Source organism: Hyphomicrobium zavarzinii ATCC 27496 (genome assembly GCF_000383415.1).
GTDB classification, from domain to species: domain Bacteria; phylum Pseudomonadota; class Alphaproteobacteria; order Rhizobiales; family Hyphomicrobiaceae; genus Hyphomicrobium_C; species Hyphomicrobium_C zavarzinii.
Window position 1 is genome coordinate 652,855 of record NZ_KB911257.1, and the last position, 13,327, is coordinate 666,181.

Sequence of the window (13,327 nt, forward strand, 5' to 3'; positions counted from 1 at the left end):
AAGGATGAGACCATGGGCGTCGATTTTTTGCAGAAGATCGGCAACACCATCGCCATCGCACGCGACCGGGAACTCGCGGCCCTCGCTCACGGCGATCTGTTCGCCCGCTGCATCGAGCGCGCCGCTCAATATGAACTGCTGAAGCTCGAGCCCGGCCAATCGCTCGCTCAGGGCGACGAGGTCAATATTGAAGTCCATGCCGATGAAGTCGTAGCGGTCGTCGGTGACCGCATTGTCGGGAAGATCGAAAACCCCTGTAAGGCCCTCTCTGCGATGCTCGATCAGTACGGCATCGTCGGCGGCCGCGTCGATGAAATTCACCAGAGTGCGCGCGTTGCTGACATCGAGATCATCGAATGAAATCTGCCGCAACGCCCCAGGTTCCCTGGAAGGCTCGCAACCTCTATCATGACGAAAGCCGCTACTTCCGTGCGCCTGGATGCGCCACTTGCATCGATCGGGAGCGCTGCGGCGGTATCAACTCCGAGAGCGGCCTCCTCGATTGCTCAATCCATTGTTGCGGCGATCCAGGCGCTTGCAAGTGGGTATGCCGGAGCAATCCGCACTTCCGGCAGCAGGTGCAGGAGATCGGCGGATTTTCTCTCACCAACGTCGCTCTGAAAGCCACTCCCGCCCCGCCGCAGCTGCCGGGGCTCGCCATCCAGATCTATCACGGCTCCCGGCGCACCGAGCCGTTCGAGGCTCCGTGCGTCGCGATCAAGCTCTCGCAGCTCTTTGACAAGCGCACCGGTGCGCCGCTGTTCGCCTCGCGCGCCGAGCTCAACCGCGTCTTCATGATCGCCGACACCGCGAGCCTCATCATCACTGGCGTCGACAAGGATCCGGTCATCGAGCGCTGGTGGCGGATCGGCCGCTCGGCCCGGCGGCGCCTGATCGCCCACCTCGTCGACATGAAGGTCGGCATTGCCACAACGCCGAACTACACGCTCAGCCTGAATTGGCCGCGGACCAGCGACCTCTTCGCCATGAAGCGGATCTTGCTCTGCGCCGCCGAAATGATGGAAGGCGGCTTACCCACGGCGCTCCATGTCAACGGGCGTAGCCCGCACGATTTCGAGCGTTGGGGTGAAGTCCTGCTGCTCAATCCTGCGATCACGCACCTCGCCTACGAATTCACGACGGGTGCCGCGCACGGCGAGCGCCGGGACCAGCACATAGGTTGGCTGTGCTCTCTTGCCGCCAGCGCCGGGCGCCCGCTCCATCTTGTCGCCTTTGGCGACATGCGTGTGGTTGCACCGTTGAAGACGGCGTTCGCCGAGGTCACCTGGATCGACACGAGCACGTTCATGAAGACTATCAACCGGCGCCGCGCCACGCGCATCAGCAACAACCGCCTCGCATGGAAGAGCATCCAAACGCCGGCGCGCTCTTCCCTGCACGAGCTTCTGGCGCACAACGCCACCGAAAACGAAGCCTATTTCAACATGCGGATCGCCGCATGACCGCGATGCCGGGTCCCGTCATGAAAGGCCCGGCGCTGAGTTTTGCCTTGGTGGACGACTACGCCTTCTCCTGCGCGCCCGCCAATTCGCGTCAGCCTCTCAGTTTTGAGCCGGCAGCCCTCGGACCGCAGATCGAGTTCGCCCTGCTCGCCGCCCAGGGCGCCGTTCCTGCCATCCAGTCCGGGTTGGACACGGTCTACATGCGCGCGATCGGAGACGGCCCGCCCAATCGCCTGGTCGCGCTGGGCGATCACGCCGGCACCCTCAAGCTTTCAGCCGATCCCATGGTGGGAACCGAGTGGACCCGGCTCTCGCTCCACACCAAGCGCGCGGCCGTGGTGGCCGGCTTCGCTGACCGGATCGCTGCCCAGCTCTCCGCCGCCATTGGCGAGTTGGCCTCCAACATCTACGAACATTCCCAAGCGCCCGAAACCGGCATCGTGGCGTATCGGGGCACGCACGGCCTGTTCGAGTTCGTCGTCGCCGATTCCGGCGTCGGTGCGCTAGCGACTCTCAGGACCAATCCGAATCTCAAGGATCTCGCCACCGACAGGGAGGCGCTGCCGATGGTACTGCAAGAGGGCTGTAGTCGCTTCCTCGACCCGCTCCGCGGCAATGGGTTCAAAGACCTCTTCCGCGGGCTTGCCAATCACGAAGGAAGCCTTCGCTTCCGGTCCGGCGAAGCCGCAGTCTTGATCGATGGGCAAAGTCCGTCGCCGCTGCGGCCCAAGGTCAAACCCAAGGTCAGGCTCAACGGCTTCATGGCCAGCGTCAACTGCCGCGTTGCAATGGCGACCCCGGCCCACGGATAAGCCTATGCACGTACGCTTCTCGATTTGCGATCAAGAAGGGCGAAAGCCGCGCTCTCGGCGAGCGTGTGCAGCTGATCCGGCCATGTGTCGAAGGTATCGTTCTACACCTAGAAAATAAGAACGGAATTTCCGACGTTGCCCCTCACGACTAGACTACTGGAAAATCCATCCGCCCTAGCTTGCGCAAATCCATTTCGCCCTTGACTTAGGGCAAAATCCTTCCGCGCGGTGCGTTTGACCCCAAGCAACAAATCACACCTTCATCGCCCGACAACCAGGAGGGCAATATGGATTTCCTTGTCAGCCTCGCCACGCAGATCGTCCTCATTGCCGGCGGTCTTCTCATTGTCGCCAATCTCGTCTGTGCGTGCCTGCGCATCTATCTCGACTGGCCCCGGCGAAGGTAGTTCGGCCTAACTCAACAAACATGAATCAGGCGCGGAGTAAGGTCGATGTCCGCTGGCAAGGCAATGCAGACTGCCAGTCGTTCTTCAGCAGGAATTGGCTCCATCGGGTTTCTGATCCGCAAATCTCGGCTTTGCGTCGATATCTGGCCTGTTCCACAACGGCGCTGGCTATCCTGACTTTGGGACGCTTATTTGCTTGACGCATATCCTGTTCCGGTTCCGACAAACGACTTGAACCTTTGCCGGCCTTCGTCCTCGGTCGCGAGCTCTCGTGCGCGCTCGATGGTCTCGGCTCTCGCCTGAGCCGCAACCAGGCCTTGGAGTGCGAGCGACTGTTTGATCCCGAGTCCCGTGAGCTCGTTTCCGGCTTGCGTTGCCTCCAGCGCACCGGCCGCGTCGCGCGAACGGCTCAAGGCGTCGCCCAACACGTGCGTGTCGTTCTCGATCCCGTCGGCGATCTGGCCTTGCAGGAGAGCGGTGCGCTGGAAGGCAGCGTAGCTCTCTTCCCATCGTGAGCGCGCATTGCGCAGGGCATCGTCGTAGGTCAGCGCAGTCGATGCCTCCTTCGGAAACATCTGCTGGTAGTTGTTCTGCGTTTCCCGCAGCCGCATCGTAATGCCCTCGCCGGCACGAAGCTGGGCTTGGATGTCCGTGAGTGATCGCTGAAGGTCGGGCGACAGCGTACCTTGAAGGCGCATGAGGTTCTGATCCATGCGCAGGATCATCTGCGCTTCGTTCTGAAGGGTGCGGATCTGATTGTTGATCTGCTCGAGGGCTCGCGCTGCCGACAGCAAGTTCTGACTGTAGTTGCTGGGGTCGAAGACCGTGTATTGCGCGAGCAATGGTGGTGGGAAGCTCGCCATCAGTCCGAGCGCGATCGGTATGGGGGCGAGAACCTTGCGGACGGGCTTCATCGATTGTTCCTCCTTGATTTGCTGGGCACAGCCCGGAAGGGAGAGAGGCGTTGGGGCATGGGCGGACCTCCCGGCAGCCCCGGGAGCGGCGTCTGATCAATCGCCAATGCCGGCAGCTCGTGGTCGCCGGCATTGGCTGCTTCCGCTGGCGGTCTAACGGACGGGGCTGGGTTCCGTGCGGCAAGTGATGCCGAGAGAGGCGGCGGCGTTGCCGGCGGCTGCCACTGCTGGATCAGGTCGGCGGCCCAAGCGAGACCTTTCGCCATCAAAAACCGTGCCGCGAACCCGATGGTGGGATCCTCCTGCATGCAGTGGTCGACGAGCTTCTGGTCGTCGGGCGAGGAGGCGCTGCAGAGCGCCAGCGCGACAGGGCCGAGGCCGAGTTCGAACAGGCGGTTGCCGCGTGCTGTATGGGCGTAGTAGTCGCGCTTGGGAGCCGCGACGGAGAGGATCTCGATCTGTCGGTCGTTGAGACCGAAGCGCTCGTACACCGCTCGTGCTTGTGGCTCGCGGGCGCGATCGTTGGGTAGAAAGATGCGTGTCGGGCAGCTTTCGATGAGTGCCGGTGCAATCGTCGAACGCTCGACGTCGGCTAGGGATTGGGTAGCGAACACGACGGAGACGTTCTTCTTGCGCAGCGTCTTCAGCCACTCTCGGATGCGAGCTGCGAACAACGCATCGTCGAGGAAGGTCCAAGCTTCGTCGAGGACCAGAAGCGTTGGCCTGCCGTCGAAGCGCTCCTCCAAGCGATGGAATAAGTAGGTGAGGACAGGCGGGATCAGCGCCTTATGTCCCATCAGCGCCTCGAGCTCGATGTGCAGAACATCAGCGGCGGCGATTTGTTCGGAAGCGCCATCCAAGAGCCGGCCGTAGGCGCCTTCCAGCGCGTACGGTGACAGGGCGGCCACTAAGGGCGCCGATTGGATCAGCACGGCAAGGCCGGTCAGCGTACGCTCGGCCTTGGGCGCCGAGGCGAGACTTTGCAGCGCTGTCCACACGGCATCCTTCACGTCCGGCGTCACGCGCACGCCTTCGGCTGTGAGCAGAGCCGTCACCCACTGCAGGGCGAAGGCAATCTCGCCGGGCTCGTCTATGCGGGACAGCGGCTGCAAGGACAGCGATCCCTCGAGGCCGAGCTCGACGGTGGCTCCGCCCATGGCCAGCGTGGCGGCGCGTGCGGAGCGGCCGCGGTCGAACATGATGACCTGGGCGCCGATGAAGCGGCGGAATTGTAGAGTGAGTAGAGACAGCAGTACGGACTTGCCCGATCCGGTGGGACCGACCACGAGCGTGTGGCCGACATCGTCGATATGGAGATCGAGCCGGAACGGTGTGCTGCCGCGTGCCTCCGTCACCATCAGTGGCGGTGCGTTGAGGTGCCGGTTCATGGTTGGTCCGGCCCAGACGGCTGAGACCGGCATCATGTGCGCGAGGTTGATCGTATGCACGATCGGCTGGCGGATGTTGGCGTAGGGGTTGCCAGGAAGGGAGCCGAGCCAGGCTTCGACGGCGTTCAAGGTCTCGCGAATGGTGGCGAAGCCACGGGTGTTGATGATGCGCTCGACCGCAAGCAGCTTTTCGTTGGCGAGCTGCAGGTCGGCGTCGGCGATCACGATCGCCGTGGTGATGTAGCCAAAGGCAACGTCGTCAGCGCCGAGCTCCTGCAAGGCCTCGTCGGCATCCATGGCCTTGTTGTCGGCGTCGGTATCGACGAGGGCCGTCTCGCGGTTGAACATGACCTCGCGGAGCACGGCGGCGACGGACTTGCGCTTGGCAAACCACTGACGCCTGAGCCGAGACAAGTTGCGTGCGGCTTCGGTCTTATCGATCCCGATCCAGCGCGTGGTCCAGCGGTAGGAGAAGCCGAGGTCGTTCAGAGCGTCGAGCAGCCCCGGCACGGTCGCGTTCGGGAAGCCGAGCACGCTCAGGATGCGCAGGTGCTGACTGCCGAGTTTCGGATCGACACCGCCGAGAAACTGCCGATCGCAGATGATGGCGTCGAGGTGAGCCGGGATGTCCGGAACGGCCACGGGATGGCGCGTGTCGGAGATCGTGCCATGCAGGTAGGTCAGCGTTCCCATGTCGTCGAGCGCTTCGGCCTCGGGAAGAATAGTCGCAAGCATTTGTAGGGCGCGGTCTGTTTCGGTGATGAACCAGGCGAGCTGCGCGTGGGGCGTCGTCTCGATGGTCGCCTCGGCGCTGCGTTCGTACAGGAGCCGCTCGGCGCGGGCTTCGCGCTCCGGCGGCGGCAGGTAGAGGAACGTGAGGTAGTATCGGCTCTCGAAATGCATGCCATCAGCGCTGAAGGCGGCATGACGCTCTTGGTCTACCAGCCAGGATGCGGCGTCCTCAAACCGCGCTCCCGGATATTGGTTGGCGGGAACCCGTTCTGCCTCGAAGAAGAGCGCCCATCCGGAGCCGAACCGCTTCAGGATGTTGTTGAGCCGCGCCGTGACCGAGACGAGCTCGGCCTGCGTGGCGCTGTCGAGATCCGGTCCGCGATAGCGGATCGTCCGCTGAAATGATCCGTCTTTGTTCAACACGACGCCGGGCGCGACCAAACACGCCCACGGGAGGTAGTCGGAGAGGCTAGTCGTCTGCTTGCGGTACTCGGCAAGGTTCAGCATGAGAGGGCTCCCTTGTGACGGGCGTGACGGGACAGGACGGTGAGGAATGCTGGGTCCTTGCGGGTGATCCAGACGGTGGCGGCGTGGCCGGCGAGCCAGATCAGGAGCCCGGCAATCCACAGCCGGAGTCCGAGCCCGATCGCAGCGGCCATGGTGCCGTTGAGGATCGCGAAGCTGCGCGGGGCGCCGGCGAGCAGGATCGGCTCGGTCAGAGAGCGATGCAGGACGACCTCGTAGCCAGGTACGAGATTCGATGGGTGACGCATGAGGCGGTTTCCTTGATCAGTGGATGAGGGCGCCGCCGGCAAAGGAGAAGAACGATAGGAAGAACGAGGTGGCGGCGAAGGCGATGGAGAGGCCGAATACGATTTGGATCAGCCTGCGCATTCCGCCGCCCATGTCACCAAAAGCGAGGCTCAAACCCGTGACGATGATGATGACGACGGCGATGACCTTGGCGACCGGGCCTTCGATCGACTCGAGGATGCGCTGAAGTGGGGCTTCCCAAGGCATGCCGGAACCCGCGGCGTATGCGGCGGTGCTCAACACGGCGACGTGGCTGACCTGGGTGGTCAATGCCACCAGGAACCGGGCTTTGGATCGAATCATGTGCGCCTCTCATCAGATGGTGTGTAGGGTGGGCCGCCCGATCGGCGTCACTTGGTAGTTGCCGTCATCATCGAGGCCGGTGAGCTCGAGCAGCGTTTCGATGCGTCGTGCGTTGCCGCGGCCGGCGATGAACACGATGATGTCGATGGCCTGGACGATGAGGTCGCGGGGGACAGTGACCACGGTTTCTTGGATCAACTGTTCGAGGCGGTAGAGGCCGGCCTCGGCCGAGTTGGCATGGAGCGTGGTGATGCCCCCGGGGTGTCCGGTGTTCCAGGCCTTGAGCATGTCGAGCGCCTCGGGGCCACGCACCTCGCCGACGATGATGCGGTCGGGCCGAAGGCGCAGCGTTGAGCGGACGAGGTCGGCGAGCGACGCCACGCCGGGCTTGGTCCGCAGCGCAACGCAGTCGGTGGCGTCGCACCTGAGTTCGCGGGTGTCCTCGAGGATGAGGATGCGCTCGTTGCAGTCGGCCACCTCTGCTAGGAGCGCATTGACCAGCGTGGTCTTGCCGGACGACGTGCCGCCGACGACGAGGATGTTCTTGCGGTCACGGATTGCGGCCTGCAAGGCATCGGCCTGCAATGGGGAGATGATGCGGGCGGCCACGTAGTCCGGTAGGCGATAGAGGACGTTTGCAGGTTTGCGCACGGCAAAACACGGTGCCATGGCGACGGGCGGCATGATGCCCTCGAAGCGCTCTCCGGTCTCAGGCAACTCGGCGGAGACGATCGGCGCATGCGCGTGGACCTCGCGGCGGACGTGAGCGGCAACCAGGCGGATGATGCGTTCGACTTCGGTGCTGCCGAGCCGCTCGCCGGTGTCCTGGCGGCCAACGCTGGCGCGTTCGATCCAGAGCTTCCCGTCGGGATTGACCATGACCTCGATCACGGTCGGATCGGCCAGCGCCGCTGCAATCGTGGCGCCGAAGGCGGTGCGCAACATCTGGCGGCGCCGGCCTTGCGCTTCCTCAGCGGCCGGCAGGGATAGGAGGTCAGCCATGATCGGTCTCCTCGTCGTGATGTGCGCTGGACGCGTGGCCGTTACGATCTGTGGGATGGGCAGTGATCGGTGTGTCGTCCGGCGGCTTCGCGAAGAGATCGGTCTGCGCCACGGGAACGGTCGCGATCACTTCGGCGACGAGACGTTCGTTCTCGGCGACGCGGCGGCCGACCTCGGTCAGGAGCACGTGGTAACGCTCCCTCCCGAGCAGGCGCGCGGGCTCCTGTTCGTCCTGCGGTAGCGGCGGAGTTACGGTCAGGAAGTAGCGGACGAAGATCGCCAGCGTTTCGGTGGCAACCGCCATCTCGCGCCGGAGTCCGGCGACGACGCGGTTGAGCTCGTTGAGCCGGCGGGCAAGCCCCTCATCGAGGCCGGCATGCTGTTGCGGCTGCAGGGCTGCTCGCAGCGCTTCCTCGACCAGGGCGGATTTGGCGCCGTTGCGCTGCTGCGCGATCAAATCGAACCGCCGGGCGAGCGGGCGCGATATATAAAGAGTGTAGCGCTTCTTGCTCATGTCAGAGACGCAGCCCCGGGAACTGGATGATTTCGTTCTGACTGTCGTCGGCCGGCACGGTTCCGATTTCCGGCGTCGGCTCCGTCAATTGGGCCGCGAAGAGAGGCAGGTCGCCGACGGGCCGCTCGGCTTTGATGGTCTTGCGGCGTGCGATCTCTCGCGTGCGGGGCGGAGGATCTGTATCGCCCGCGCTCGAGGTCACGAGGTCTGACCAAGCCTTGTCGAGGCGGGGATCGGGACTGCGGATACGATCCGTCCAGGCGTGCGGTCGCGTCGGACCGTCGCCGTTCTCTCTGCCGGCCACCTCCGGCGCCGGCAAACACCGCTCCAGGAAATTGCGATCGTCGTAGTAGCGGAGCTTTCGCGCGCGGATCGGCGGCACGCCGGAAACAAAGACCAGCGCGTCGTCGTGCGGGAGCTGAAGCACTTCGCCCGGTGTCAGGAGAGGACGCGGCGTTTCCTGCTCGGAGACGGACGTATGCGACAGCCAGGCCGCGAAGCGCTTTCCGGAAAGGTTGGTTTGCGCGCGTAGCTCGGTCGCGGTTCCGAGCGCATCGGATAGGCGCCGGGCGGTGCGTTCGTCGTTGGGGGCGAAGGCGATGCGAACGTGACAGTTGTCGAGGATGGCGTGATTGGGACCGTAGGCCTTGTCGATCTGGTGGAGCGACTGGGCCACGAGGAAGGCGCGCGCACCGTAACCGGCTAAAAATGCGAGCGAGGACTCGAAGAAGTCGAGGCGGCCGAGCGCCGGGAACTCGTCGAGCATTAGCAGAAGCCGACGGCTCGGTTTCTTGTTGGGATCGGGCAATGTCTCGGTCAGGCGGCGAGCGATCTGGTTGAGGATCAGCCGCACCAGCGGCTTGGTTCGGGAGATGTCCGACGGCGGCACGACCAGGTAGAGCGAGATAGGCTTCTCCGTCTGAAGCAGGTCGGCGATGCGCCAGTCCGAGTGGGCGGTGTTGGTGGCAATGAGCGGATCCCGGTAGAGCGCCAGATAGGTCATGGCGGTGGAGACGACGCCGGAGCGCTCGTTCTCGGACTTATCGAGGAGCTCGCGTGCGATCGAGGCGACGACCGGATGCGCCATCGGTTCCGCCTCGGTGCCGAGGTGGTTGGTCGTGAGCATGATCTTGAGGGTACGCATGATGGACCGCGCGGGGTCAGCCAGGAAGTTGGCGACGCGCTCCAGGGTCTTTTCTTCTTCTGCGTAAAGGACGTGCAGGATGGCGCCGGTCAGTAGCGCGTGGGCCGTTTTCTCCCAGTGATCGCGGCGCTCGCGCGCGCCTTCCGGATCGACCAGGATGTCGGCGATGTTCTGTACGTCGCGGACCTCGTGCGTGCCTTTGCGCACCTCAAGCAACGGGTTGAAGCGGGCAGATTGCGGATCGGTTGGATCGAAACGCAGGCAGTGCGAGAAGCGCGACCGCCAGCCTGCAGTAAGCGTCCAGTTCTCGCCCTTGATGTCGTGGATGACGGCGGAGCCGGTCCAGCTCAGGAGAGTCGGAAGCACGAGGCCGACGCCTTTGCCAGATCGCGTCGGCGCAACCGCGAGGACGTGCTCCGGGCCGTCATGGCGCAAGTATCGCTCGTCGTAGAGGCCGAGAACCACGCCGGTGTCGCCGAGCAAGTCTGCGCGCATGACATCGGATACGTCCGCCCAGCGGGCAGAACCATAGGTCGTCGACGGTGTCCTATGGCTCGCCCGCCAGGCGGCTCCCCCGAACGCGAGCGCGCCGCTGAGCAGCCCCCCGGCTGCAGCAAGGGCGCCCGCGCGCGCGAACACGTCCGGCGCTTGGTTGTCGAACGCCAACCACCAGGAGAAAAGCTGCCACGGCGCATAGATCCTGATGCTCGCGAACTCGAGCCAGGCAGTGCCGAGCGCGGGTTGGTAGAGGAACATCGCGGCCGTCCACTGGGTCGCGATCCACATCGCGGCGATGGACACGCCCAACGCCATCGAGATCTGAAGGGGATGAAATCTGGTCGACATGACGGCCTCGCCTCGCTGTGCGCCAATGCGCTCGTTCGGGCTCAGCGTGTCGGCGGTGCGATGTCAGGTCGATGCGGAAAAGCCGCAAAACACGGGAAGGAGCAGGTGCGCGCGGGAAGTCGGAGGAAGTGCGACCAGCGCCGGTCGTGTCTTGATAAACCCCTCAAAGCGTGAGGCGTTCCGCTTCAGGTGCAGACACGATCATCAACAGCCGTATTCGGAGCTAGCCAAGGGTCGCTTGTGAACGATGGCGCGCATCGCCCGGCGTGCCTCATCGCCATACCTGTCTGATGCCCGACGGCATTGACTCAACCTCTAACTCAGCCACGATATCGAACGAATCATAACCTGAGGTGCGAAAGTGTCGGCGAGACAGTACTTTCCATGGCAGGAGAAACGCGTTTTCTGGTCAGGCAGACTATACCAGATCTATGAAGCACGATGGTGGAATGCATTTTTTGAGACGACGATGTTTTTCGAGATTAAGGCGCTGCGCTTGAGGCATGCCCTGGATGTGGGGCAGCGTGCCGTAGTGACTACTTGGTACCAAGACGTGGAAGCTCTCCGCACGCACTTTGATACCCACGACCATTGGTGGGAGTTCCACCAGTCGACTTGTGACGACATTGGAGACTATTTGTTCATCGGCCGAGGGGTACCAAACGACCGGTTGGTGTTTAGGGGCGGCGGCGGAGCAGGGGTTCGGGAATACGCTGAAACATTTCCAGGCTATCGCAGCAACGGGTAATATCGGCGCGAATAGATTGGACAGGACCTTACGTCGTTGACGTCATCTGCGTGACAACAGCACGAATTCATCGAGATGCTCATCCCAATGTATTCCGAGACATAAGTTTACTCCCACAACTTTCCTTATGCAGATATTGTTGTGCGATAACGCGCAATGCGCAAGGGGGTGGCATTGGTTTGATGCTGAAGTCGTCATAACGTGACTACATGTTGTGAAGTCCTGATCCAGGTTGATTCGTTCGAAATAATTGCAGACGGGCTTGCCATGAAATTCAAGAACCTCGCTCGCTATCGGGTGGGCGGGACTGCCAGAGACATGAAACTTGCCATACCGCCGCCAAGGACGCTTAGTGGTCGCGTCTATCGCTTCTCTCCGAACATAGACGCACATCCTCGGCATTTTGTGATTGGCGACGGCGATATCGCATTCGAGCCAAGCGACGCTACGCGAGCCCGCATGAAGCTCCAGCCCCGCTCACATCAGACTGTTTGTCCGTATAGCGGGCAGATTGCGGATGACGCGGATTTTGCTCATCCCGACGACGCTAAGGCCGCCATTGAGATTGTCAGTCATGCTGCCATGGCTGATATCCACAATGCATTCTCAAAGATGTTCAAAGACTTCAACCGCACCTCACGCTTCATAAAATTCGAAGGGCATTACGCCGCGCGGCGTCGACCGAAGCCGCACTTTTCCCGTCGCGACCTCTTACGCGAACTCGTTTGCGACCACTGCAGCAGGGATTATGGGGTCTATGCAATCGCCCTGTACTGTCCGGACTGCGGTGCACCAAACGTGAGACTTCACTTCGCAAGAGAAGCCGAGCTCGTCAGTGCCCAAGTTGACCTCGCCGATGGTGTTGACGGCGATGAGCTGGCTTACCGACTTCTCGGAAACGCACATGAAGATGTGCTGACCGCATTCGAAGCGACGCTCAAGGCTGTCTACCTTCATGGCATGGCAGTCCGTCGACCAGATGTGCCCGTAAAACCGGTGAAGAACCACTTTCAGAACCTCGATATCGCAACCCATCGCTTCAAGGAACTCGACTTCGACCCCTTCGAACATCTATCCGCTGCCGACAAAACAGCGCTGGCTCTGAACATCCAGATTCGTCATATCATTGGGCATAACCTCGGCGTGGTGGACGAAAGGTTCACTGCCCATGCGGAGCACGCTAAGCTCGGCGAGACCGTGAGCTTGGTCGGAGAAGACATCCGTCGTTTCGCTGCCATAGCGCAGAGCGTCATTGACCGACTGGACACTTGGTTGGTCGGCAGTCCGTCACCCTTCATCGATGTCAAAGCGGTACCTTCGACCCAAGAGGGTAGCCCCACCCCAAAGGAGCATGCCTTGGATCTCGCGCAGCGCATCGGCGTTTGGATTGCAAAGAATTCGACTGACGGAGGCACCACCCCAGTCAATCACGAAGCCCTGGTTGCCGAATTCGGCGAGTCCAACGAAACGGCAATGGCAATAGCCGAATTGGAGGCAGACGGCTTGGTGACCACGACGAGCTACATGGGCCAGTCGCTTCCTCGCATTCGGCCGACAGTCGATTTGTTTTTTGCCTTCGACGCCCTTGCAATAGCAGGAACCCCCATCGAAGACACAGCCACCTTGACCGAAATTGTCTTGGCAGGTCCCGATGACGTCAATGTAGCTGCAGTCCATGCCGCCATTGGATGGCCGCTCCGCAGATTCAACCCACCAATTGCCCTCATCATTGCGGAAGTAGACGACCGGCGCGTGAGCAAGGCACTCAACAGCACATATCCGTCGCAGTGGTTCAGCCTGATTCCAGCAGACCGCGTCGCCTTGAAGGCCCTCCTTAAGAGAGTCACGCAATAATCGTGCTTCGCACCATTGCTCCGCATTCAGATATAATTGATAATGACGCCGCGCATTGGGGAAGCTCATGTATCTTGACCTGAGACCCTCGATTTCCTCCAGATTTGGGTAGAGTCCGTAACCTCCAGAGAGGAGACGGACGATGCGTAAGAGTAGGTTTTCGGAAGAGCAGATCATCGGCATCCTGCGGGAGCAGGAGGCGGGTAGGCCGACGGCGGACGTCTGCCGTAAGCACGGGATCAGCGGCGGCACCTTCTACAAGTGGAAGTCGAAGTTCGGCGGCATGGACGTCTCGGACGCCAAGCGGCTGCGCTCACTCGAGGACGAGAATGCGAAGCTGAAGAAGCTGCTCGCCGAGACGATGCTCGACAACGCGATCTTGAAGGA

General features: G+C 62.2%; 12 protein-coding genes. 5 read left to right on the forward strand and 7 right to left on the reverse strand.

Annotated elements, in window-relative coordinates:
* Positions 1-12: 12 nt before the first annotated feature.
* Genes F812_RS0111010 through F812_RS0111020 form a run of 3 tightly spaced genes read left to right on the forward strand, consistent with a single transcriptional unit; the run spans position 13 to position 2,275 of the window.
* Complete coding sequence (locus F812_RS0111010) at positions 13-360, forward strand: hypothetical protein (protein WP_020086034.1); 348 nt, start codon at positions 13-15, stop codon at positions 358-360.
* A complete protein-coding gene (locus tag F812_RS23525) occupies positions 357-1,463 on the forward strand; it encodes a hypothetical protein (RefSeq protein ID WP_020086035.1) in 1,107 nt (368 codons plus the stop codon). Before F812_RS0111010 ends, F812_RS23525 begins: the two co-directional genes overlap by 4 nt.
* Complete coding sequence (locus F812_RS0111020) at positions 1,460-2,275, forward strand: ATP-binding protein (protein WP_020086036.1); 816 nt, start codon at positions 1,460-1,462, stop codon at positions 2,273-2,275. Before F812_RS23525 ends, F812_RS0111020 begins: the two co-directional genes overlap by 4 nt.
* A 595-nt stretch (positions 2,276-2,870) precedes the next feature.
* Here the strand turns inward: F812_RS0111020 and trbJ are convergent.
* From trbJ to traG, 7 genes are read right to left on the reverse strand one after another with little or no spacing between them, the layout of a single operon-like run.
* Complete coding sequence (gene trbJ, locus F812_RS0111030) at positions 2,871-3,596, reverse strand: P-type conjugative transfer protein TrbJ (protein ID WP_020086038.1); 726 nt, start codon at positions 3,594-3,596, stop codon at positions 2,871-2,873.
* Complete coding sequence (gene trbE / locus F812_RS0111035) at positions 3,593-6,223, reverse strand: conjugal transfer protein TrbE (RefSeq protein WP_020086039.1); 2,631 nt, start codon at positions 6,221-6,223, stop codon at positions 3,593-3,595. Before trbE ends, trbJ begins: the two co-directional genes overlap by 4 nt.
* Entirely contained in the window at positions 6,217-6,489 is a 273-nt protein-coding gene (locus F812_RS0111040) for a VirB3 family type IV secretion system protein (protein ID WP_020086040.1), read from the reverse strand. The genes trbE and F812_RS0111040 overlap by 7 nt, the downstream gene beginning before the upstream one ends.
* A gap of 16 nt (positions 6,490-6,505) precedes the next feature.
* Positions 6,506-6,832, reverse strand: coding sequence for a TrbC/VirB2 family type IV secretion system protein (locus F812_RS0111045; RefSeq protein WP_020086041.1), 327 nt, complete (start codon positions 6,830-6,832; stop codon positions 6,506-6,508).
* 12 nt (positions 6,833-6,844) lie between these two features.
* Positions 6,845-7,834 carry a P-type conjugative transfer ATPase TrbB gene (trbB, locus tag F812_RS0111050; protein WP_020086042.1) on the reverse strand — a complete coding sequence of 330 codons (990 nt, stop codon included), beginning with the start codon at positions 7,832-7,834 and terminating at the stop codon, positions 6,845-6,847.
* Positions 7,827-8,348: a hypothetical protein gene (locus F812_RS23530; protein ID WP_020086043.1), complete on the reverse strand. Its 522-nt coding sequence runs from the start codon at positions 8,346-8,348 to the stop codon at positions 7,827-7,829. Before F812_RS23530 ends, trbB begins: the two co-directional genes overlap by 8 nt.
* A gap of 1 nt (position 8,349) precedes the next feature.
* Positions 8,350-10,338 (reverse strand): IncP-type conjugal transfer protein TraG, encoded by a 1,989-nt coding sequence (gene traG, locus F812_RS0111060; RefSeq protein WP_020086044.1) that lies wholly within the window; start codon positions 10,336-10,338, stop codon positions 8,350-8,352.
* A gap of 1,015 nt (positions 10,339-11,353) precedes the next feature.
* Between traG and F812_RS25465 the strand changes: the two genes are divergently transcribed.
* Positions 11,354-12,940 carry a hypothetical protein gene (locus tag F812_RS25465; protein ID WP_020086046.1) on the forward strand — a complete coding sequence of 529 codons (1,587 nt, stop codon included), beginning with the start codon at positions 11,354-11,356 and terminating at the stop codon, positions 12,938-12,940.
* 142 nt (positions 12,941-13,082) lie between these two features.
* Positions 13,083-13,327, forward strand: a 245-nt coding sequence (locus F812_RS0111075) for a transposase (RefSeq protein WP_020086047.1), incomplete at its 3' end; no start/stop codon positions are given.

Excerpts from the sequence above, each read along its gene's own strand:
- trbE (WP_020086039.1), bottom strand. The coding sequence starts at position 6,223 with ATGCTGAACCTTGCCGAGTACCGCAAGCAGACGACTAGCCTCTCCGAC.
- trbB (WP_020086042.1), bottom strand. The coding sequence starts at position 7,834 with ATGGCTGACCTCCTATCCCTGCCGGCCGCTGAGGAAGCGCAAGGCCGG.
- F812_RS0111010 (WP_020086034.1), top strand. The coding sequence starts at position 13 with ATGGGCGTCGATTTTTTGCAGAAGATCGGCAACACCATCGCCATCGCA.
- F812_RS0111020 (WP_020086036.1), top strand. The coding sequence starts at position 1,460 with ATGACCGCGATGCCGGGTCCCGTCATGAAAGGCCCGGCGCTGAGTTTT.
- traG (WP_020086044.1), bottom strand. The coding sequence starts at position 10,338 with ATGTCGACCAGATTTCATCCCCTTCAGATCTCGATGGCGTTGGGCGTG.
- F812_RS25465 (WP_020086046.1), top strand. The coding sequence starts at position 11,354 with ATGAAATTCAAGAACCTCGCTCGCTATCGGGTGGGCGGGACTGCCAGA.
- F812_RS23530 (WP_020086043.1), bottom strand. The coding sequence starts at position 8,348 with ATGAGCAAGAAGCGCTACACTCTTTATATATCGCGCCCGCTCGCCCGG.
- trbJ (WP_020086038.1), bottom strand. The coding sequence starts at position 3,596 with ATGAAGCCCGTCCGCAAGGTTCTCGCCCCCATACCGATCGCGCTCGGA.
- F812_RS23525 (WP_020086035.1), top strand. The coding sequence starts at position 357 with ATGAAATCTGCCGCAACGCCCCAGGTTCCCTGGAAGGCTCGCAACCTC.
- F812_RS0111045 (WP_020086041.1), bottom strand. The coding sequence starts at position 6,832 with ATGATTCGATCCAAAGCCCGGTTCCTGGTGGCATTGACCACCCAGGTC.
- F812_RS0111040 (WP_020086040.1), bottom strand. The coding sequence starts at position 6,489 with ATGCGTCACCCATCGAATCTCGTACCTGGCTACGAGGTCGTCCTGCAT.